The organism is Streptomyces sp. NPDC001515 (genome assembly GCF_053597115.1).
In genome coordinates, this window is record NZ_JBSFHN010000039.1 from 1 (window position 1) to 20,393 (window position 20,393).

The 20,393-nt window shown below is 68.4% G+C and carries 24 protein-coding genes; 1 reads left to right on the forward strand and 23 read right to left on the reverse strand.

The features are described 5' to 3' along the window. Window positions 1–177: 177 nt before the first annotated feature. From ACWCXC_RS31345 to ACWCXC_RS31365, 5 genes are read right to left on the reverse strand one after another with little or no spacing between them, the layout of a single operon-like run. Window positions 178–498 carry a putative phage holin gene (locus tag ACWCXC_RS31345; protein WP_450891195.1) on the reverse strand — a complete coding sequence of 107 codons (321 nt, stop codon included), beginning with the start codon at window positions 496–498 and terminating at the stop codon, window positions 178–180. After that, entirely contained in the window at window positions 495–716 is a 222-nt protein-coding gene (locus ACWCXC_RS31350; protein ID WP_450891196.1) for a DUF7620 family protein, read from the reverse strand. Before ACWCXC_RS31350 ends, ACWCXC_RS31345 begins: the two co-directional genes overlap by 4 nt. After that, on the reverse strand, window positions 679–999 hold the full coding sequence (locus tag ACWCXC_RS31355; RefSeq protein ID WP_450891197.1) for a hypothetical protein: 321 nt from the start codon (window positions 997–999) through the stop codon (window positions 679–681). The genes ACWCXC_RS31350 and ACWCXC_RS31355 overlap by 38 nt, the downstream gene beginning before the upstream one ends. Before the next feature lie 28 nt (window positions 1,000–1,027). Beyond that, window positions 1,028–1,396 carry a hypothetical protein gene (locus ACWCXC_RS31360; RefSeq protein ID WP_450891198.1) on the reverse strand — a complete coding sequence of 123 codons (369 nt, stop codon included), beginning with the start codon at window positions 1,394–1,396 and terminating at the stop codon, window positions 1,028–1,030. A 21-nt stretch (window positions 1,397–1,417) separates the two neighbouring features. Continuing rightward, a complete protein-coding gene (locus ACWCXC_RS31365) occupies window positions 1,418–2,341 on the reverse strand; it encodes an N-acetylmuramoyl-L-alanine amidase (RefSeq protein ID WP_450891199.1) in 924 nt (307 codons plus the stop codon). A 213-nt stretch (window positions 2,342–2,554) separates the two neighbouring features. On the opposite strand from ACWCXC_RS31365, the gene ACWCXC_RS31370 reads away from it, so the two are divergent. Then, window positions 2,555–3,166 carry a hypothetical protein gene (locus tag ACWCXC_RS31370; protein ID WP_450891200.1) on the forward strand — a complete coding sequence of 204 codons (612 nt, stop codon included), beginning with the start codon at window positions 2,555–2,557 and terminating at the stop codon, window positions 3,164–3,166. A 253-nt stretch (window positions 3,167–3,419) separates the two neighbouring features. On the opposite strand, the gene ACWCXC_RS31375 is transcribed toward ACWCXC_RS31370, so the two are convergent. The 18 genes from ACWCXC_RS31375 to ACWCXC_RS31460 all read right to left on the reverse strand — a co-directional run bounded on the left by ACWCXC_RS31375 (window position 3,420) and on the right by ACWCXC_RS31460 (window position 20,295). After that, window positions 3,420–3,542: a hypothetical protein gene (locus tag ACWCXC_RS31375; RefSeq protein ID WP_450891201.1), complete on the reverse strand. Its 123-nt coding sequence runs from the start codon at window positions 3,540–3,542 to the stop codon at window positions 3,420–3,422. 158 nt (window positions 3,543–3,700) lie between these two features. Further along, window positions 3,701–5,473, reverse strand: a complete 1,773-nt coding sequence (locus ACWCXC_RS31380) for a glycerophosphodiester phosphodiesterase (RefSeq protein ID WP_450891202.1) — start codon at window positions 5,471–5,473, stop codon at window positions 3,701–3,703. A gap of 19 nt (window positions 5,474–5,492) precedes the next feature. Continuing rightward, entirely contained in the window at window positions 5,493–6,506 is a 1,014-nt protein-coding gene (locus ACWCXC_RS31385; RefSeq protein ID WP_450891203.1) for a hypothetical protein, read from the reverse strand. Further along, on the reverse strand, window positions 6,506–7,678 hold the full coding sequence (locus ACWCXC_RS31390; protein ID WP_450891204.1) for a siphovirus ReqiPepy6 Gp37-like family protein: 1,173 nt from the start codon (window positions 7,676–7,678) through the stop codon (window positions 6,506–6,508). The genes ACWCXC_RS31385 and ACWCXC_RS31390 overlap by 1 nt, the downstream gene beginning before the upstream one ends. 12 nt (window positions 7,679–7,690) lie before the next feature. After that, window positions 7,691–8,632 carry a phage distal tail protein gene (locus ACWCXC_RS31395; protein WP_450891205.1) on the reverse strand — a complete coding sequence of 314 codons (942 nt, stop codon included), beginning with the start codon at window positions 8,630–8,632 and terminating at the stop codon, window positions 7,691–7,693. 1 nt (window position 8,633) lies between these two features. Next, entirely contained in the window at window positions 8,634–14,681 is a 6,048-nt protein-coding gene (locus ACWCXC_RS31400) for a peptidoglycan DD-metalloendopeptidase family protein (RefSeq protein WP_450891206.1), read from the reverse strand. Between the two features lie 11 nt (window positions 14,682–14,692). Then, window positions 14,693–15,079: a hypothetical protein gene (locus ACWCXC_RS31405; protein ID WP_450891207.1), complete on the reverse strand. Its 387-nt coding sequence runs from the start codon at window positions 15,077–15,079 to the stop codon at window positions 14,693–14,695. 14 nt (window positions 15,080–15,093) lie between these two features. Then, on the reverse strand, window positions 15,094–15,507 hold the full coding sequence (locus ACWCXC_RS31410; RefSeq protein ID WP_450891208.1) for a hypothetical protein: 414 nt from the start codon (window positions 15,505–15,507) through the stop codon (window positions 15,094–15,096). A gap of 102 nt (window positions 15,508–15,609) precedes the next feature. Further along, complete coding sequence (locus ACWCXC_RS31415) at window positions 15,610–16,200, reverse strand: phage tail tube protein (RefSeq protein ID WP_450891209.1); 591 nt, start codon at window positions 16,198–16,200, stop codon at window positions 15,610–15,612. A gap of 10 nt (window positions 16,201–16,210) precedes the next feature. Then, the gene (locus ACWCXC_RS31420; protein WP_450891210.1) at window positions 16,211–16,642 is read right to left on the reverse strand and encodes a hypothetical protein; all 432 of its coding nucleotides are present in this window, start codon (window positions 16,640–16,642) and stop codon (window positions 16,211–16,213) included. After that, window positions 16,643–16,840, reverse strand: a complete 198-nt coding sequence (locus ACWCXC_RS31425) for a hypothetical protein (protein WP_450891211.1) — start codon at window positions 16,838–16,840, stop codon at window positions 16,643–16,645. Then, complete coding sequence (locus ACWCXC_RS31430; protein WP_450891212.1) at window positions 16,840–17,160, reverse strand: HK97 gp10 family phage protein; 321 nt, start codon at window positions 17,158–17,160, stop codon at window positions 16,840–16,842. The genes ACWCXC_RS31425 and ACWCXC_RS31430 overlap by 1 nt, the downstream gene beginning before the upstream one ends. Next, the gene (locus ACWCXC_RS31435; protein WP_450891213.1) at window positions 17,157–17,495 is read right to left on the reverse strand and encodes a hypothetical protein; all 339 of its coding nucleotides are present in this window, start codon (window positions 17,493–17,495) and stop codon (window positions 17,157–17,159) included. The genes ACWCXC_RS31430 and ACWCXC_RS31435 overlap by 4 nt, the downstream gene beginning before the upstream one ends. Then, window positions 17,495–17,869: a hypothetical protein gene (locus ACWCXC_RS31440; protein ID WP_450891214.1), complete on the reverse strand. Its 375-nt coding sequence runs from the start codon at window positions 17,867–17,869 to the stop codon at window positions 17,495–17,497. The genes ACWCXC_RS31435 and ACWCXC_RS31440 overlap by 1 nt, the downstream gene beginning before the upstream one ends. A 2-nt stretch (window positions 17,870–17,871) precedes the next feature. Next, window positions 17,872–18,210 carry a hypothetical protein gene (locus tag ACWCXC_RS31445; RefSeq protein ID WP_450891215.1) on the reverse strand — a complete coding sequence of 113 codons (339 nt, stop codon included), beginning with the start codon at window positions 18,208–18,210 and terminating at the stop codon, window positions 17,872–17,874. Next, window positions 18,210–18,587 carry a hypothetical protein gene (locus ACWCXC_RS31450; RefSeq protein WP_450891216.1) on the reverse strand — a complete coding sequence of 126 codons (378 nt, stop codon included), beginning with the start codon at window positions 18,585–18,587 and terminating at the stop codon, window positions 18,210–18,212. The genes ACWCXC_RS31445 and ACWCXC_RS31450 overlap by 1 nt, the downstream gene beginning before the upstream one ends. Before the next feature lie 55 nt (window positions 18,588–18,642). Further along, window positions 18,643–19,497, reverse strand: a complete 855-nt coding sequence (locus tag ACWCXC_RS31455) for a phage major capsid protein (protein WP_450891217.1) — start codon at window positions 19,495–19,497, stop codon at window positions 18,643–18,645. Between the two features lie 18 nt (window positions 19,498–19,515). After that, on the reverse strand, window positions 19,516–20,295 hold the full coding sequence (locus tag ACWCXC_RS31460) for a hypothetical protein (protein WP_450891218.1): 780 nt from the start codon (window positions 20,293–20,295) through the stop codon (window positions 19,516–19,518). Window positions 20,296–20,393 lie beyond the last annotated feature (98 nt).

The window sequence follows — 20,393 nt, forward strand, 5'->3', positions numbered from 1 at the left end:
ATGTCCATGTCCATTGGCTCATGATCGTCTACCCGGTGCTGCCGACACAATCCGGCCGAGAAGTAAGGAAGCACACGGGTTCATCCTCCGCACTCCCGTCTCGTCTCAGCCAATCAAGACGACGTCTTAAGGCCCATGGGTGGTGGCGGCCGCTCCGTGGGGGTTGTGGTCCGTTGGTCACCGGCCTGCCGCCGTGTGTCGCTGGGCCCGGATCACCATACGGGTACGTTGGGCCATGAGGACCGTGATGGCGACGAGCACGGCTGTACGGATGCCTCGCAGGGCTGCGGCAGCACAGCCGTCGGGCCAGATGGTGATCAGCACGGTGTAGAGGCAGAGAAGGCCGACCGCGCCGGCGAAGCCCATCAGGTTCCAGCCGGTGGCAGATTTCCACCACGGGGCCTTGGCGTGGTAGACGGTTGCGAAGATGGCGCAGGCCAGGCACGCGAGCGCCGACATAGTCACGTTGATCAACTGGTCCGTGCCCAACTCGTTCATGGTCGCACTCCTCGGCGTTCCGCGAACGCCGCCTCAATGCGCTCGCGAAGATGGTTCTCTATCCGTGCCCGCCGAATGGGGGCAACTGCAGCGTCCACACTGGACTGCCTGGCCTCAGTCGCTTCGCGGTCCGTGCGGGTGCGTTCAAGGGCTGCCTCGGAGGCGCGCAGGTCGGGCCGCTCAGGGCCTGCCAGATGGCGTTTGATCCATGCGATCACCCGGGCTCACCTCCTCCCTTGCCGTGCGTGGGGGCGCGGGAAGGGCGGCAAGGATGTGCCCTCCGAGGCGGGCCATCTCAAGCAGCTCGCCTGTCTGGTCGTGCTCGACTTTGCGGAGCGCCTCGGACTCAAGGAACGCGGCCCGCCAGTTGTCGCGGTCGGTCAGAGCGTCCTCGTGGGTTTTCCGGGGGATGAGGCGCCCGGTCAGGATGAACAGGATGACGAGGGTGAGGAGCGCGACGGCCCCGGCGTCGGTTGGGGCGACGCCGAATATTTCGTTCACCGGAGCCTCCGCTACGTGGTTGGCCGGCTCAGACGGTCCTGATGGGGCTGGACTGCTCGATGGGCGTGGACGGTAGGGGCGCTTGGACGGCGGGGCGTTCGATGACGACGAGGGCCGCGGAGACGAGTGCCATCCACCCGGCCTGCTGTGTGGCCGTCATGTCGAGGCCGAAGCCGACGAACAGGGCGAGGCCGGCAGACGCCAGCTGGAGCAGGGCGGCATACACGGCGCCGGTCTTCAGGACGACCGCGGACGCGACGGCGACGGCGCAAGCGAGGAACGTGTTGATGAGGGTCTGCTGCGTCTCGCTGACCTCGACGCCGTAGCCGGCGAGGAGCTTCAGGAGTACGGCGATGGCGCCGAGGATGGTGACGGGCTCTCTGCCGAAGATCTTCATGGTGGTCCGTTTCTCGTGTGGTCAGTTGGTGACGGTGAAGCCGTGGGCTTTGCCCAGTGCGGTGAGGCTGGCCTTGCCGGGGATTCCGTCGGCATCGGTGCCGCGGTAGGCGCCGCCCGCCTTGGAGCGCTGCCATGCGGCGTAGGCGGTGACGGTGGTCGTGCCGTAGTGCCCGTCGCTGAACTTCTTGGAGAGCAGGCCGGCGTTGACGAGCGCGGCCTCGACGACCTTGACCCCGGCGTAGGTGACCGGTGTGCCGGCCGCCTTTGGGTTGGCCCTGGCTGCGGCGACGAGCTGGGACAGGTCGACGACGGGCTGCTTCGGCGGCGTCGTGGCGGGCTTCTCCGGGGTCTTCACGCCGAGGCGCTTCTCGATGCGTGCCTGCATGGCGGGCCAGTCGATGCCGCGGGGGTCGACTTTGCCGGGCTGCCAGTCGAGGTGGCGGATGACGGACTTCGCGGACCAGCCGTGGGCACGGCAGAGGGCGGCGGCCACCTTCTCGATGGCGAGCAGCTGGGCCTCCGTCCAGGGGTCGCTGCCGTTGCCGAGGTTCTCGCACTCGAACCCGTAGAAGTGCCGGTTGCCGTCGACCGTGGCCTCGTTGTCCGTGGGCACGGACCGTTCAGCGATGACTGCGGCCAGGACGTCAGGGTCGCCGAGTCCGGCGTGGTTCGCGCGCCCGTAGCCGACGAGGTGTACCCGACCGTCCTTGGCGATCATGCCGTGACAGAGCGGTCCGGGGAGTCCGGAGTAGCCGTCGCGCACGATCTTGACGGTGTTAGCGGTGCCCTTGGTGACGGTGTGGTGGATCATCACGCCGTTGACGGGCCCCCAGGGGCCCTTGTGGTCGCGGTTGTGGGTGCGCCAGGAGTCGACCTCGACGATGTCGACTCCTTCGCTGCGGAGTGCGTCGAGGAAGGTTCCTGCGGTTAGCGGTGTGGCCATTGTGTCTCCTGCGGGATGGCGGGAGGAGCCCGCATCGACCGTTGACCTTTGAATCATAGGCTCCAAGTTCGATTATGCCTACGATTCCAAGGTTGAGGGTTACTCTGTCCTCGGGTCGTTGCTTCACCGCGTCACGGCCCCCGGTGGCGGGCTCCTTCTGGCAAGGGGCGAGCCCGCCGCCACCCTTGCCAACACCCTTGCCAAGGAGCGCGCATGCATGACCCGCTCACCGTCGCCTTCGAGATCCGCCGACCATGGCCCAAGGGCGAACCTTGGAGAACCGAACAAGCAGCCCGCAACGGAACACGCTGGCAGATCAACGGCGCCTTCTGGGGGCTCGCCGGGCACGGTCTCTACTTCCCGCCGCTGGTCACCGTGTGGCATCGAGACCCATCCGGCTACGACTCCACGACCTGGTCGATCTACCCGGGCCGCTCGTGGCGCTTCCACGTCTACCACTGGCGGCTGCAGGTCCATCCGCTCCAGAGGTGGCGACGCCGTCTCCTTACTCGCTGCACCTGGTGCGGTGGCCGTTCCGTCAAGGGCGACTGGGTCAACGTCTCCCATTCGTGGGACGGGCCGCGTCCCGCTGATGGCAGGGCGAAAAGGGGCTCTTCCACCGGGACTGTTCGTCGGTCGAGCGCGCATTCCACCTGTGTCTGTGAATCGCCCGTGCTGGACGGCAACAGCTACGGGCAGTGCGCAGCGTGCGACCGGTTCCGACCGTTTGGAGTCACGGAAGCCAACCTCGCGCGCGCTCGCGACCTTCAGCAGGTACCACTGGGTGGGCGCAAGGCCAGTTCTGAGGAGGCCCCCGATGCCTGAGCCGGCCGACCCCATGGCGCAGCTTGCGGTGACAGCAGCCCCGGTGCACGAGCTGTGCGAGACCTCGGGGACGGTGTGAGGGTTCGCTGGTCGCGGGTCGAGGCAGCCCGTCGGCCCGTGGCCGCCGCACGGCTGGCCGGGCTCTCCTGGTGCAAGGCCGCGGTCACCCTGACACGGGCCAGCGCGTCGGCGGCAAGTGCCGCAGTGTCAGCGGTGAAGGCCCGCGCCACCGAACAGCTGGCGCGGGCCTCCGCTATCCGCGCCCGACGTCGACGCTGAGCGCCTGCCCGTAGGCGGCCCGGTACTGGTCCGGGGTCCACGCCCGCCCGGCCGCCAGGAACACGGGCTCTACCCGGGCCCCGCCTGTCGCTGCCATGTCCGCGACGAGCACCCACCCGATCACCGCACCGCCCGGTGGTGCACCGGCCGTGTCGGTGCCGGGCGGGGCAGACACCTCAACCACCCAGCCCGGCGCTGCGGTTGCAAGCGCCGACACGGCGCCGGGCGCACCTGCGCCCGATACCAGCGCCGGCATCAGAGCTGGGTGACGGCGAGGTTCCGCCAGTAGGGGCGGGTCGCCACATCGGTCACGGAGCCGTTCGACAGGCCGAAGTAGCCCCCGCGGTAGGACGTATCGGCAATCGGTCCCGTCGTCCACCCGGTGCTGTCCGTGCGCCTCACCTCCACCGTGGTCGCGGTGACATCGATTTGGAAACTCATGGCCGTGTCGGCGACGGGCGCCGTGGTCGCAATCGTCGACCCGATCTGGGTACCAGTGGTCGAGCCGGCGGTGTGCTTGTTCAGCTGCAACTGCCCGTTGGCGCGCATCACCAGGTGGTAGCCGCCGGTGGCGTTGGCGGTCCCGAACCGGTAGGCGTCATCCGACTGCTTCCCGAAGTACACCCCGCCGTGCAGCGTGCTCGCGGGCAGCGTCTTGAACTTCATGTCGAACGAGATCCGGTAGCCGCCGGCCCCGCCCTGGATCGGCGAGTACGTACCGAGACCGTAGGACTGGTTGGGAACGGCGGCAACACTGACCCAGCCGACATCGGGCGAGGGTGCGAACACCAGGGCGTAGGTGTTGTCGTAGTCGATCGTGGGCGTCCCTCCCGATTCCTTGACCTGGAGGTCCCAGCGGGATGCAGTGCGCTGGGGTGTGGCAGTGGACACGTAGCGAGGGTCGGACGCCATGATGCCGACGACGCCGAGGCCGGTGAGGCGGGCGACCTGGGAGCGGCGGTAGACGGGCCAGGCGAAAGTGGGCTTGCCCCGGGCGACGACCTGCTGCACTCGGAGGTCGGTGAACGTGGTCTGGACGCCCCAGTAGTCGACGAGGCTGTCCTTGCCGTCCATGGTGGCGTCAGTGGTGCCGGAGTCGAGGTACACCCAGGTGCGGTAGTTGCGGCTCTTCGCCCACGGCAGGCTGGCCGTGCCGATGTGCGCCTTCCAGACGACGGACCGGGGGGCGTGCGGGTAGTGGGTGTCGAGCAGTTGCTGCAGAGGGACGACGGCGTCGTTGCCCTTGGCCTCCAAGAAGATGACGATCTTGCCCAGGAATTCATCCAAAACCTGGCGGAGCGGGACCATCGGCTGCGGTGCCCAGCCCGGTCCGAGCATGTCCCGGTTGGTGATGGCCTGCTGCCCGATCTCCTCGGTCGTGAACGTGTTGACGTTCCCGGTACGGTTTGTGGTGCGGTCCATGGTGGTGTCGTGGATGCACCACAGCTCGCCGCTGGCGTCGACGTTGACGCTGACCTCCAAGGGGAATCCCATGGCTGCCGACGCCCGGTAGCCGACCATGGTGTGCTCGGGCCGGACCATGCCCCCGCCGCGGTGCGCAAAGAACCTGGGGGCCAGGGATGTCGCTGTGGCGAAGTACGCGTCGACGGTGGTGATCGCGCTCGGCAGGTACAGGGCAGCAGCGCTCGTTGCGGCAGCGGCAGTGGCAGCGGCCTGGGCAGTAGCCGCCTTCGTCGTCGCGTCGTCGGCCGCCGCAGCAGCCACACCAGCCACTCGGGACGCCACCGTCTGCGCAATGTCTGCGGCAATCAGGGAGTAGCGGCGCCCGTACCCGAGGTCGATGAAGCAGGAGGTGACATCCTCCGGCCCGTAGAAAGACACGGCGCCGTCCGCCGCTGCCACAACACTGGTGGTGGGTGCGCCGCTGGTGTCGGTGAGGTCTTCGAGCTGGGTGCCGCCGGTGAGGGCATCCCAGACGGTGGCAACAATGCCGGGGCGGAGCAGGAGCTGGTTTCCGACCCGTTCCATGGCGTAGTCGCTGGTGGAGCCCCCGAAGAGGTGTCTCATGGTTGTTCCTTCCGGGTGGCTACGCGAGCCAGTAGGAGCCGTTGATGGTGAGGACGTCGTCGGTTCGGATGTTGATCGGGGAGTTCGTCAGGACGTCCTTGCTGTCCGGGAGGGCGGTGGAGGCGTTTCCGGAGGACGTGGGGTAGCGGAAGCGGGCGATGCGGAGGGTGGAGTCGCTGGGGTGTGTCGTCGCGACGCCCTGCATGCCGCCGTCGCCGTTAGAGCTGTTGAAGTTCCAGGTGAAGATCGACCGGTGTACGGAGGTGCAGGGCAGGCCAGGGGGGAGACTGACCGAGATCGGGTCGCTGTAAGCGGGCGGGTTTCCGGTAGGGATGAGCTGGATCGTCAGGTCGACCCGTCGGCCGACGGCCTGGTAGCGGCCGATGTTCTGCGAGTTGGATCCCCAGTTGATGGTGGTGGCCCCGGCCGACCACACTGGGGTGTACGTGGCGTCCTGGACGCCGGCCGTTGCCAGCCACTGCCATCCGGCCCCGTCGCCCACATATAGGCTGCCGCCCTCGACGAGGAGTTGGCCGCGCACGCTGGGGCGCCGTGCCCCGGGGATGCTGGCGACGGAGCCGCGGTCGGTGAACCAGCGCCGGTCTGCGACGTTGGCGGCGGTGACGACGGAGGACCCGGCGGCGACAGTGCACTGGGCGAGCGGGATTTCGTACACGCCGGCCTCGTCGGCGGCCAGGGTGGGGGCGCTGGTTCCGCCCGTCACGTACTGCACGGTGACCGTTTTGGCGCTCATGCTGGCCCGGAGGACGACCATGTCGATGCGGGCCGCCGAGCCTGCGTTTGCCACGACAGGGACGTTTCTGGCGGCGTCGTTCTTGTAGTAGAAGCCGTTCACGAACGCCTCCCCCACGGAGAGGGACACGTTGCCGGACCCGTCCCCGGTGACTTTCAGGGAGGCGGACGCGGGGTCGTCGGCGTGGACACCGTCGATGCCCCAGCGCCGCGCCATGCGGGACCACTGGGACTGGGTGGCGATGGGGCTGCCGTCGAACGGCGCCGAGAACTCAGCCATCAGGCGGCCTTCCTTGTCTTGAGGCGCCCGACGTCCTTCTTGACCTGGGCGATGTACTGGTAGATGCGTGCGACGGCACCGTCCCCGTTGTCCGACCCGACCGCCGCTTTGACGGTGGTGCCCTCGGAGGCGGTGCAGGTGAGGGTCACCTCGCGGACCACATCGGTGGTCCAGGTGGACCGGACCTGTGCGGCCACGGTGTCGCCAACCGCGTAGTCGCGCCCATAGCGGAGCAGCGGAATATCGATCGGGGAGATCGACAAGGAGCCCTTCCCTGCCCCCGACGTGAGGGCCTCCTCGGCGGCCTGGTCCATCTGTGCGGCCAGGTCGACGGACGCGGTGTCGACTGATGTTTGGTCGACGAACTGCTCGATGACCAGGTTCGGGTACAGGGGGTCGGTGCGGTCGTAGGTTTTGCAGACCCGGGGGGTTGACTGGCCGCCGGCGACGACGATGGCGCGGGTGCAGGTCGGGGGTGTGGTGGTGTAGTTCGCGTCGGTGAGGTTGCCCAGGCCAAAGCTGAAGCGGGCGGTGCCGGAGCGGTCGGTGGGCTGGAACACCTGGAACTGCAGCCCGGCCCCGACCTGGACCACGCGAACCCCGAGCCCGGCTGCGTCGGCGATGTCGGTGAGAACGGTGAGGAGGCTGTCGAACTGGTTGATCTGCCGGGTGATGACGGGGCCGCGGGCACCGTCCGTTGCCAGGGTCAGGAGTGGGTTCTTCCGGGAGGTGAGGGCGCCGGGCCCGGCGTTCAGGGTGACGAGGGCGCGCATGGCGGTCTCCGCCTTCGTCGCGCTGATCTTGTACACGGTGTCGGCTTGCGACCCGATCGCGGCGGCAGGGTTCGGCCAGCACGTGTACTGGGCGAGGAGCGCGGTGTCGCTGACCCCGGACACGGTGAGGCGGCCGGCTCCGGCGTCGCTTTCGCTGCGAGCCCAGTCGACGGTGCGGATCGGCCCGGAGTCGACGAGGTCACCGGCTGCGGTCCGGATGATGAGCCCGTTGCCCTCGACGAGCAATGCCGCCTTGGCCGAGTCGGCGGAGATCTCCATGGTGTAGGCGCCGATGGCGTTGTAGCGGGGCACGCACATCAGGCTGGTGTAGTCGTCGACCTGTCCGATGCGTTGCAGTGCGGCGTCGCGGACGTAGACGCGGAGGGTGGTGTCGTTCATGGGGTCCTCCTCTCAGGCGGCGAGGTAGCGGGGCTGGTAGGTCATGCGGACCCGGGTGGCGGATGTGGATCCGGCGACGGTCAGTGTCAGCTCGTTGGTGTCGGGTTCTAGCGGCCACAGGGTTGAGGCGTCGGACAGGTTGGGCCACAGGTTGGTGACGCCGTTCAGGAGCGCGGTCTGGCGTCGTTCCCGGGTGTCGATGACGATCTCGTCCGTGCCGGTGATGGTGCGGGTCAGGGCGAGGGTGTGGCCGGTCGTGACGTTCGTCAGGGTGATGGAGGTGGCGGGGCCGGTGATTGTCCAGACGGGGTGGGCGTCGTCGTCTCCGTCGTTGTCGACGGTGACGGACCCGAGGACCTGGGAGTCGCCGACGGCGAGGGGCAGGAAGGGGTAGAAGTCGCCGCCGAGTGCGGCAGCCCAGCTGGTGGTGACTTCCGCCCCGAGCCAGTACGGGGACGGTGCGGCAAACACGAGGGCGGCGATGCACCAGCGGGCCCCGGCCGCGTCGAGGGACTCGTCGCCTTCCAGGCCGTCGCTGTACAGGACGCCGATGCTGCGCGCTGCCCCGTCGGGCTGGGTGAGGGTGAGCGTCCCAGTGCCGCGTTTCGGGTTGAGGGAGCGGATGAGTGCGCGGCGGCGGGCCAGGTAGGCGGCGCGTGAGTCCTGTGCCCAGAAAGCAATCGGAATGGTGATCATTTTCCCTTGGGCTCGGACCTGCCGCACTTCGTAGCCGTCGATGCCGGGTGACTCGTCCTGTGCCATGGCGTACCCGGGCATGTCCAACCCCTTGGCGCCAGGCTGGACCACCCAGCCCCGTTCCCAGTCCGTGAGTGTCGTGACCCGGCCGCTGGGATCGGTGAACGACACCGTAGGCATCTGGATGAGGCGCTGGGGCCACTCCCATGGCGGCTGCGGCTCGCCGGGGATGGTGGCGGGTGCGACAAGGATGGGCATGTCAGGCTCCGCTCATCACGGGTCGGTGGAGCATTTCCTCGGCGTCCAGGGCGTCGAGGATGCTGCGGCGGGACGCGGTTTCGCGGACGAGGGCGTTGTAGTTGAGGACCCGGTCGCCGCTGGTGTTGTTGACGGTTCGCGTTTCGGTGCGGGCCATGGTGGCGGCCGTGGTGGAACGGACGACACGGGCCATGGACGCCGCGGCTTCGGCTGCCTGCGGGATGGTGTTGCGGATGCCTTGGGCGTAGCCCATGCCGGTGAACCGGCCGAGGGCGTCGAGGACCTGGGACGGCGACTTGATTTTCAGTTCGACCTTGATGGCCTTCTGGACCTTCTTGGCCAGGTCCGTCATCGCCTTCACGATCGACGTCTCCTGCGCCTTTAGTCCGGCCAGGTACCCCTTCCCCGACATGGCGCCGGCGTCATACATGGCGTCCGCGGCGGCCTGCCCGTAGGAGGTGGACGCCTTCCCGATCGCCGCCTGTGTGGCGTTGATGTCCTTGAGCTGGGCATCGGTTGCGGCCACCAGCGCTGCCGCATACGGTGCGCCCTGGTCGGGGCCGGCGGCGATGATCTGGCCGATGAGGTCCTTGGACAGGCCGCGCTTGGACAGGGCGGCGATGTTCTTGGAGAACGCCTGGAGTTGCCCGAGGCGGACCTTGAGCCCGTCGGTGATGCCGGTTGCGCCGAACGGCTGTCCGCTGTTGGGGAGGCTGGTGAGGGCGGCGAAGGTGTTCCCGCTCTTTGTGGTGTCGGCGGCGAACGCGGTCGCTTCGGCGATCTTGGCCCGGATTTTGTCGCGGTCGGTGGCCAGCTTCTGGAGTGCCTTGTTCTGTGCGGTGACTGCTTTGATGAGCTTGTCGTCGAGGGTGGTCTTGACGTTCTTGAACGCGTTCTTCAACGCGGCGGCGACCTTCGTCATCGCGGCGTCGATCGATGAGGCTGTGCCGGTGAGTTGCTTGAGGAAGTCCCCGCCGACGGCGGCCCGGAGCGGCCCGGTGTCGATGGTCTTCCCGCCGACACGGACCACGCCTCCGGTTGCGTACCCGGCGCTGCGGGGCAGCCCGGTGTAGATCTGGGCGCCTCCGCCGACGATGCCGCCCTGGGCGTACCCGCCGATGCGGCTGTACGCGGCGGACAGGGATCCGTACCTGGCAAGGGCGTACCGCATGGAGGCGTAGATGTTCGCCATCGGGTCGATGCTGACGCCGTACAGCTTGGGGCCGGTCTTCTTGTACTTCCCGGCGTAGGCGTTGAACGTGGGCTCGATGACCTGCATCAACCCCACCGACGGCGTGCCGTTGATCCAGTTGATGTCGGTGCGGTTTACCGCGCGCGGGTTGCCACCGGACTCCTGATTCATCCGCCGCAGCGTGGTGTTGACGAGGGCCAGGGACTGCCCGACCTGACCGAGTGCCTGCGTGACCACGCCTCGGTATCGCTCAACACCCGTACCGGAGTCGCCCCCGGTGCCGCCTTCGAGGTAGCGCATCGGGTCGACGGCCTTGCCGTCGATGCGGGCTTCGAGGTGGAGGTGGGGGCCAGTGACGTTGCCGGTCGCACCGACGGAGCCGATGCGGGCGCCGCGCTTGATGCTGTGCCCGGCCTTGGCGACCATCGCGGACATGTGGGCGTAGAGGGAGGACAGACCGCCGCCGTGCGCGATGGTGACGTGCTTGCCGTAGGGGCCGCCGGAGGTGACGGAGGCAACCTCGCCGTTGTCGACGGCGTGCACCGGTGTGCCGGTCTTGGCGGGGAAGTCGAGGCCGGTGTGCCGGCCGGACGACCACATCAGCCCGGCCTTGCCGAACGGGGTGCCGTAGGCGACGTTGACGGGCTTCATCCACTGCCCGGTGCCCTCCGGGGGGATGTCCTTGCCTCGGATGTAGTCGATGGCTTTGTCGATGAACCCGATGGGGGCTTGGCCGATCATGCCGCCGTAGGTGTTCTTGTCGCTGCCGAGCACCTTCGTGATGCCGGTCTTGATCGGCTTGAACGCGGACTCGGCAAGGTCAGCTAGGCCGCCGCGGACGACGTCGGCCCCCTTGGAGAGTGCGGAGCCGACGGCGTCGGAGATTCCACCGAGGATGCCGCCCTCGGCAAAGCCACGGAACTGGCGCAGGGAGCGTCCCTGCATGGCGGCCCGGTTGACGGCGTGGAGGCGGGCCCGCTCATACGGGTCCTTCATCGCTTCCGACACGTAGACGCCTTCGCCGCGGCGCATCGGGACGAGTTGGTCGTCGCCTTGGCGCCAGGTGCTGTACCCGGGCAGCACACCGCCTCGGGCAAAGCCCTTGGGCAGGGACATGGTCTTGAGGTCGGGGACGCCGGGGATCTTCCCTGCGGTCTTGTTCCACACCTTGACGATGCCGTTGTTGTAGACCGTCTCGATCCAGAACTTGATGGGTGCCTTCACCAGGGCTTTCAGCCCGTCCCAGACCTTGCCGATGCCCTTCTTCAGTCCCTCGAAGGCGCCCTTGAGGCCGTCCGCGAAGACGTCGAAGCCCTTCTTGACGATGCCCCAGGCTGCGCTGGCGGTCTTCTTGACGTTGCTCCACAGGGCGTCCCACTTGTCGCGGACTCCGTCGGTGATCCACTGGAAGATGCGGAGGGCTTTGTCCTTCAGGTCGGTGAACCACCGGATGGCCCCGCGCACAATGTCCGGGATGATCGAGTGGCCGAGGAGGACGTCGAACAGCCACTTGAACCCGTTGACGATCTTCGTGATGACCTTGGCGATGATCGCGGCAAGCTGGCCGATCCAGCCCAGCACCTTCACCACGATCGGGATGATGAACGCCAGTGCGGCCCCGAGCCCCTTCACCAACAGCCCGGCCACAAGCCCGATCACAGCCAGCAGAGGGCGCAGTGCCAAAGTCAGCAGCCCCAACAGCGGCGTCAGCAACTGGGCGAGCGCCCCAACCAACTGGCCGACGATCGGGAAGAGAGGCTGCAGGGCGGGCAGCAACTCCATGAAGATGTCCGCGACAAGCTTCAGGATCGGTGCGAGCGCCTGGATCGCGATGACGAGCACCTGCCCGAAAACCTGCGCCAACAGTGTGATGATCGGCGTCAGCGGGGTCAGGATCGCCACGACGAGCTGGCTGAAGATTTCGGCGATCAGCACGATCACCGGGATGAGCGGCTGCAGTGCCGGGATCAGGGCCTGGAGCACTGACACGACGACCGTGCCGAGCGACTGCGCCAGCAGGGCGACGATCCCGATGATCGGGGTCAGGGCAGGCATGAGGGCAGTGAGTGTCTCCCCGATCAGGTCGGCGAGGAGTGTGACCACCGGCATCAGCCCGGTGATGATTGCGGCCAGCGGTCCGGCGAGCGCACCGACGACCTGGACGATGACGTCGACGACGGTGCTGATGACGGGACCGAGGGCGTCGACGATGGCCCCGATGACCTGCCCGATGGGTGCGAGTACGGGCAGGAGGGCGGTGACGATGTCGAGGATGCCCTGCCCGAGCACGTTGATGATGGGCAGCAGGGCTGTGACGACCGGCATCAGTGCCTGGCCCAGGCTCACGGCCAGCTGAGCCAGGACCGGGCCGAGGGCGTTCGCCAGGACGGTGATCGTGGGGGCGAGCGCTGCGAGGAGCGGCAGGACTGCCTGAATGACAGCGCCGAGCGTGCCCGCGATGAGGGAGGCGATGGACTGCAGCGCCGTGAAGATCGTTGTGAGTGCCGTCTGCACCTCGGGCATGGCCGTGATGCGTTGAAGTTCGGCGAGGGCGGCGCCGAACACGGAGAAGAAGTTCCCTCCCGCGTCGGCGGCGGCGCCCATGATGTTCTTCAGAACGCCGAAGAGGTCCGCGAGGACGTGTCCGAACTGGACGGCGACGTCGAGCGCGGTGTCGATGGCGTCGGTGAGCTTCCCGGACTCCAGCCCCTTGGCGAGCTTGTCCATCACCCGGTCCATCGCGGACCCGGCGCCGGCCGTCATCCGGTCCCACGCCGGGCCGGCGGCAATGGTGAGCTGAGACAGGCCGGTGACGATCTGCCCAGGGATCTTGCTCAGGTTCCCGAGGCCGTTGCGAATGACGTCGAAGGTGCCCTTGAGCTGCCCGGTCTTCTGAAGATTGCCGACGGCGATGAGGGCGTTGTGCCCCATGGTGCCGAGCTCGCCGGCGGTCCCGACCAGTCCAGCCCTCACTGTGGGCAGGATCTGGGATCCGACGTTCTCCAGGCGAGTGCCGAGCCCGGCGAACAGGGCGTCCTGTACGTCGAGGCGCATCGCCCGCCATGCCGGGGCCATGGTCTGCAGGACAGCGACGAAGCCGCGGGCGTTCGGGGACAGCTTCGACAGCGCCTGGTCGAGCTTCGATGTCTGTGCGGCGGCGGCCGTCTGCGCCTCGGCCACGGCCCGGGTGGCGTCCGCAACGGCCCGGTGCGCGTCGGTAAGGACGCGCTGCTGCTGGGCGACCTGTTCGTTCGCGGCCCGGATCCGTTCCTGTGCCTGAACGACAGCGTCCGAACCGGCAACCCCAGCCTTGTTCGCGGCTGCTGTGTCAACCTGGAGGCGTTTCTGTTGCCGGGACTGCTCCTCGGCCGAGGCCTTGGCTCGCTGCAACGCCAGGTCGGCCTGCTGGATTTGGAGCTGGGTGGCGGCGGGGTCGGAGCGGACCGCGGCCAGGTCGGTTTCCGCCTGCTTCACATCGAGTGCGGCCTGCTTCTGGTCCAGGGAGCCCTGCCGTAGCCGGGCGTTCATGTCTTCCAGATCGCGGGCGGCTTGCCGTCGTGCGACAGACAGCTCGGCCTGGGCCTGGCGGGCGTCGCGCTGGGCCTGAGACAGGGCCCGCTCTGCGTCCGTGACGCCGCGCTGCGCATTCGCCAGCGAGCGCTGTGCCGTCTCGACCTGCCGAGTGGCGGTGGCCGCGGCCTTCGCTGCGCCGGAGGTGTCGGCGAACGCGGCCTTGATCGCGTCACCAACACCGGAGACGCCGAGCTTGAGCGCGCCGAAGGTGGCACCCAGCGTGAGAACGGCCGGTGCGGCTACGGCGGCCAGCGGCCCCAGTTGCGCCAGGGCGGACCCGAATGAGGCGATCGTCGGGAGCGAGGTGAGGATTGCCCCGCCGATGAGGAGGATCTGCTTCTGCAGCCTTCCCAGACCGCCGCTGCTGGTGCCACCTGAACTACCGAGGCCGGTGAGGGCTGTGGTGAGGCCGCCGAGCCCGAGGAGCCGGGTGCGGACGTTGACGGTTCGGTCGCGGGTCAGGAATCCGAGGGCGGTGTTCGCGCCAGCGGTGTCTGCGCGGGCGGTGACGCCGATGGTGCGGCGCCGGGTCAGGTTCGCAATGTCAGCGGCGGCAACGCGGGTGTCGACGTCGACACCGAGCCGAACCCGCTGCCGCTGAGTAAGGCCGCGCAACTCGTTCGCGGCAACGCGGGTGTCGAGGGTCGCCCGGATCTGCACGAACCGGTCCGCGGTCAGCTTGTCGAGGGCCTTCTCGACCCGCTTGTACGCGGCGTCCTGGATCTTCGCAATGATGTCGACGGTGGTTTTCCCGAACCCGGCGAGCTTGGCCTTGGCGGCGGTGTCGTCAACTTCGGCCTTCACCTTGACGGTGCGGGTGGCTGTCAGCTTCCCCAGGGCGGCCTTGGCCGCGGTCTCATCAAGGCTGGCGGCGATCGTCACGGTGCGGCGCCCAGTGAGCCGGCCAAGTGCGGTGCGGGCCGCGGTGTCGTCAAGAGATGCGGTGACCTTGACCGTCCGGTCGCGGGTCAGTCTGGTTAGGGCGGCGGTGGCCCCCTTGTCGCTCAAGGTGGCGTCGATGTTGACGGTGCGGGTGCGGGTCAGCTTGTCGAGCTGAGCAGTGACCAGGGCGGTCTTCAGGTCCACGCCGACACGCACGATCGGGGTGGCCGCTGCGAGCTTCCGCTGGATGCCGTCGAGGATTTCCTCACCGGCGACCCGGCCGGCGAGCTTTGCGGGCTGCCGCACGGCGGAGGGCAGCTCGATGCGGAGCCGGTCGCCGAACGACGACGTGTCCGGGATGAGTGACACCCGGGTGGATCCGACGACGGTCGGCTTGGCCATGCTGCCCTCCCCTACTGCATTTCGAGTTCGCGGATCTTGGTGGCCCAGTGGTCGATGTCCGCTGAGTCGTTGCGTTTCCCGGGCGAGTACTGGTCGAGGAGCGCCTCGCTGTACTGCACCGCTGCCGCTTCCTGTTCGGCCTGCCGTTCGTCGGCCTCCAGTTGCGGAGGGTCGATGCTCGACATGTCCGGCGGGTCGCCCTTGAGGTGCGCGGCCCACAGGACTCGGATCATGAGGAGAAGGGCGTTGTACTGGGCGGCCTGGATGTAGGTGTTCTGGGTCCAGCGCCGCCCGTCCACGTCCCCTCCGGTGGCTGCCCGGGTGGCCGAGTCCTCCGGCAGGGCGTCGACCAGGTCCCGGAGTTCGGCCCAGTTCATGGAGCCTTCGCCCCAGGACATGGCCCACAACTCGTCTAGGCGGCGGCCGGGGTAGTACCGCTGGATGTCGGCGCGGACGGCTCCGGGGTGCTCTCGGAGGAGGTTGAGGAGCCGGAGCCTTCCCCCTGGGTGGTGCCCGCCTCCCCGTCCATCTCGTCGATGATGTCCTTGAGTTCACCGACGGTGAGGTGGGCGACCTTGACGAGGCGGTCGAACGCCTCCTTCGGGGTGGCGATCTCGCGGAGGACGTTGAGGTTGGTGTTGCCGCCCTTCTCCTCGACCTCCTCGATGACCTCCAGCGGCCAGTTGTCCTGGACGGGAAACGTGCAGGTCTCCTCGTAGCCGTGCTCGTTTTCGAAGACGACGTCGACGAACTGCGTCTTCGCGGCGGAGGCGCGCTGGGCGCGCATCTGCTGGAGGCGGATGACCTTGCGGTTCGGCTTGGACATGTTCGGGTTCCTTCGCTGGGCGGGGACGGGGCGGGGGCATGCAGGTGGTCCGTCGTGCCGCCCCCGCCCAGGAGATGAGCGCGACGGACCACCAGTCAGGGGTTACGGGGTGGGGACGGTGACGTCGGTGATGAAGTGCTGCACCGACTGGGCGCCGCCGGGGGCGGCGAGGGCGGTGAACGTCAGCTCGTAGTTGCTGCTGTCGTCGGCGGAGTGCTTGAGCGCGCCGCGGTCGGAAACACCCGCGCGGGCGATCATGATGCGGTGTCGCTTCCCGCCGTAGATGACGTCCAGGCCCAGCGCGATCTCCACCGTGTCCTGGGTGCTGCCGCTACCGAACGACACGAACTGCTTCAGCGGGGCCGGCGTGGTCACCGCCGCAGTCGACGTCATGTTCGCCATCTGCACCTGGTAGTACAGGGCCAGCAGCTGTGCGGTCGTCTCCCGGAACGTCAGCTTGAACGTCTGGGTGCGCTTCTTCGCGAGGTCGACGACGGGGGCGTCCTCACCCCACGCGTCGAGTTGGGTGCGTTCCTCGGCCAGGGCCTCTTCGAGCCCGTCCGGGGTGATGAACCCCATGTCGGTGAAGTCGGAGCCCCACACGACCTCGGGGCCGAGCGGGAACGTCGAGCCGACGGGGGCGGCGTAAGCCTTGCCCGCTGTGCCGACGATGATGTTTGCAGAGTCGCCCACGACGGGCCTCCTAGCTGGTCGGGAGGGGTGGGCGAACGCTCATCCCCAGGATCATGCCGACGCGGGCGACGCCCGTGTTGGGCTCTTCGGGTCGGTCTTGCGGGCCGGTCTCCTGCGAGATGGCGCTCACGGTGGCGTCCTCTGTGGACCGGCCGGGCAGGAGCTCCCACTCGGCGCAGACCCGAAGCGCGAGGCGCATGGCCGCGCCCTCGTCGGCGGCGTAGCAGTCGACGGACAGCCGCGGCCGGTCGGTGGTGGCCGGGTCGGACCAGCCACGCATGGTGCTGGTGCCGCCGATCCTCAGGACCCTGACTGCCAGAAGCGCCGTGATGAGGGCGCTGCCTTCGGGGAGCTTCGACGTCACGAGGACACCGGGCATGGCGGCGGCCAGCAGGTCGATGGCGACTTGCTTGGAGTCGGGAAGGATCAGCGGAGCCGTCATCTACTTGCCGGCCTTCGACTGCTCAGCCGGGGTTGCGGGTGCGGTAGTTGCCTTGGATGCCTGCTTCGTCTCGGTGACGGCCACGGCGAATCCGGTCCACCGGTGGGCTTCGTCCGCGCGGACGTCGATGACGTCGCCCGGCTGCTTGCCGTCACGCCAGAACGTGAGCCGCATCTTGATCAGGTCCGTGTCGGCCATCAGTGGTCGCCTCCTGCGGCGTCGAGTGCGTTGCCTAGTACGTGGTGAGGCAGGTGGATGCGGCGGCCGTTACGGTCGGTCTGCCGGGTGCCGAGCTCCACGTAGATCGCGTAGTGCACTGGGGCGTCAACGTGCACCGCCCCGTCCTCGTCCGGCTCCTTGACGCGGTGGATCGTGGACTTGTACAGGCCGGTGTCGACCGGGGCTTCGGCCTTGGCAACTTCCACGACCCGGTCCATGCGACCGGCCAGGTCGGCCTGGACCTCGGGGTCGTGAATCAGGGCGTCGATTGCATCTTTGTAGATCTCCACGGTGGTCATCCGGCGACCTCCAGAAGGCGCACCGTTTGCCCCGACAGGGGTCCGGCGGCCTGCGTGTCCTTCGGAACGCCGTCGACTTCCCAGGTGCGGCCGTCCCACTCGACGCGCTGCCACTCCGTCACCCGGGGGGCGCGGCGCGGCATGAACAGTTGGGCGGCGGTGACCGTCTGGTCCCGTGCCTCACGGGACTCAGACGCGGCCGTGTAGTCGACGGTGCACCCGTAGACGGGGGTGCGGGTGGCGTGCGCCCAGTCTCTGACCTGTGTGTTGTAGTCCCCGGCAATCAGTGGAGCGTCGACGAGCGTGACTGTCTGGCGTCCGATGTGGCCCGGCATCAGCCCACCACCAGCGGGTCGAACCGGAAAAGCCCGCAGGTGACGAGGATGTCCAGAGCGGCGGGGGCCAGGCGGGGCGTCGTCCCCGCTCCCTGGCCGACAGTGCGGCGGGTGAACGACCGCTGCCCGGTCGACATGGACTGGAGGTCGGCGGTGGCGTCCGTCTCGTCGTCCCGGTCGATCATCCAATGCGCCTGGCACACCGTCGCCTCGCGCAAAGCCTCAACGACGTCCGGGTCGGCGAGGTCGTAGTACGCGCCGAAAAGGGCCTTGTCGACGCGGCGAGACGCCTGGGTCAGGAGCCGGACAGCGGTGTCCGGTACCGGCTCAGGTGCCAGCCACGCCTCAAGGTCGGTGACGGTCGCGTAGGCCACTACTACTCCTGACCGCTGGTGCCGTCGCCCTGGGCGTCGCGGACTTCCTCGACGACCTGGGCGTAGTCCTGGCAGTCGGCCTTGGTGGCGTCCTTGGCCTGCTCCGGGTCCATACCGAGGGCGACGGCGTAGGCCTGCCACGTCTCGGCCTTGGCGTTCACGCCGGGCCGCTTCGGAGCCCCGTCGGCCGAGGGCTTGGCCGGGTTCTTCGGCTCGACCTCCGGCGCACCGGCGACCGGCACGAGATGGCCGCGGTCGATCTGCTTGCGGATCTCGTCGGAGAACGGCTCGTCAAGGTGGAGCCGCAGCCCGCCGGCGCCCTGGTACGCGCGGGTCGCCATCAGTACGCCTTCGGGAGCTTGAACACGGTGATGGCGCCGGTCGTGCCGGACGCGAAGTCGACGTACAGCTTCGTGCCCTTCTGCTGGAACCGGGCGGAGGTGAACGGGCCGATGAACTCCTTGCCCGACGTGGCGGCGACCGTGGTCGCGGAGTCCCCCTGGCCAGCCATCCACGACTGGGTGCCCGTGCCGGCCTTCACGGTGACGACCTTGTCGGCGCCCGCCGTGTTCGTAACCCGTATCAGGGTGCGCTCGGGGTCGGCGTCGTTGATCACGACACCGTTCGTGACGAGGGTGGAGTCGATGGTCGTCCCCGCCAGATCGGTGAGGTGGCCGTTGGGGACGAACGGGGTGTAGTTGACGGCTGTGCGTGCCATGGGAGGGCTCCCGGGGTCAGAAGAGGCGACGAGGATCACGCGGGGTCGGCACGGGCTAGGCCGGGTTGATGAAGGCCACGGCGATGCCGGTCGGGCGCAGGAGCTTGGCGCCGTACACGTGGAGTCCACGGATGGCGTCGGCGATCGTCGACTGGAGGCGGAGCGCCTCGGTCTCCAGGATCTGCTCGGCGTAGGTGATCGCTCCGGGATAGCCGGCCTGCATGACCTGTACGTTGCCGGTCGGGTTCGGCGTGTTGTTGCTCTTGAGAATGTCGAAACCGGCGGCGCGGCCCGTCATGCCATTCCGCAGGCCCTGCTCGCTGCCGGAGGCGTCGACGCGAACGAAGCGGTCGTCGCGGAGGAGGGCGCCCTCGAACTCGGGGCTGCCGACGAAGTAGCGGCCCTCGGTCGGGACATTGGCCCGGTCGAGCCGGGTGCGCAGCGGTACGAGCACCTTGTCGTAGGCGTCGGTTGCGGTGCTGATGCTGATCGGGGCGCCGGTGGAGCCGACGGTGTTGGCGGCGGCGACGCCGGTGTAGAGGCTGGCGACGTAGGCGTCGGCCTTGTCGCGGAGCCCGTAGGCGGCGTTCTGGGCCATGTCCGACATGGGGTTGAGGAGGGACTGCGCCTTGTCCACGTCGTCGATCTTGAACGCGAACGCCTTGGCCTGGTCGATGATCAGGTCGGTGCCCGCAGTCTCGATGTCCTCGTAGTTGATCGTGTCGCCGGCGTCGTAGTCGAAGATCGTCGGGTCGCCGATCGTGGTGATGTGCACCGACTGGCCGCGGGTTGTGATCTCGCCCTCGTAGTTGCGGTTCACGAGCTGCGGCTGCGCGTAGACGAGGGCGTTGCGGAGGCCGACGAGGAGCTGGGCGGACCAGATCTCCGGCTTGAAGTTGTTGATCGACAACGGAGGCTCCTAGGGAGGCTAGCCGCCGAGGTAGGCGTTGAGCCTGCCCTCCTGCACGGCCTTGGTGATCTCTTCGGGGGTCATGCGAGCCACGTCCGCCTTGCCGAGCTGCCGCTTTCCGCTGCCGGCCCCGTCCATCGACGCTCCACCTGCCGGGGTGGGCTCCGGCTTCGGCTCGGGCGCCTTGGCCGCGAGCTTCGCGTTGGCCTCCACCGCGGCCTTCACCGCGTTGCCGACCGCTTGGTCGAACCCGGTGTCGGCCGGGTCGAGCTTGGCGATGGCGTTGGCGAAGGATCGTGAGTCGAGGAGTGCGTCGGGGTCGCCGCCGTGCTTCCCGGCCGTCTTGTAGACGGCGAGCTCTACCTGCGTCTGGCGGGCGCGATCGTCGGACGCCTTGGTCCGGGTCTGCTCCTCGGCCAGTTGCTGGGCGAGCTCTTCGGGGGTGGGTGGCTTGGCCTCGTCGGTTTCCAGCCCGAACGCCTTGGCGACCCGCTTCATGAGGTCGTCCTGGTCGTCCTTGGCCTTCTGCTCCAGTGCTTCGCGCTTGGCCTTTTCGGCGGCGACGTCGCCTCGGAGGTTTTCGACGAGCTTCTCGAACCTGGCGGGGTCGAAGTCGCCTTCGAACTTGGGCGCCTTGGCCTTGGGTTCGCTGGTCGGCTCGGTGACCGGTTCGGTGGTGGCGGGTGCGGCCGGCTTTGGCGGAGTCGGTGCGGCCGGGGGTGCGGGCGGGGTGGCCGGCTGGGTGCCGGTGTCCGTGGTCGTTCCCTCGGGTGCTGCGGGCTGGGCGGGGGTTGTCATCTCGGTGCCTCCTTGGGCGGCCTGCACGCGGTGGCGGCGCCTTGTCCGCTGGCGTGTTAGCCCAGATGTTAACCCTGAACCCACCACCATGCTGCACA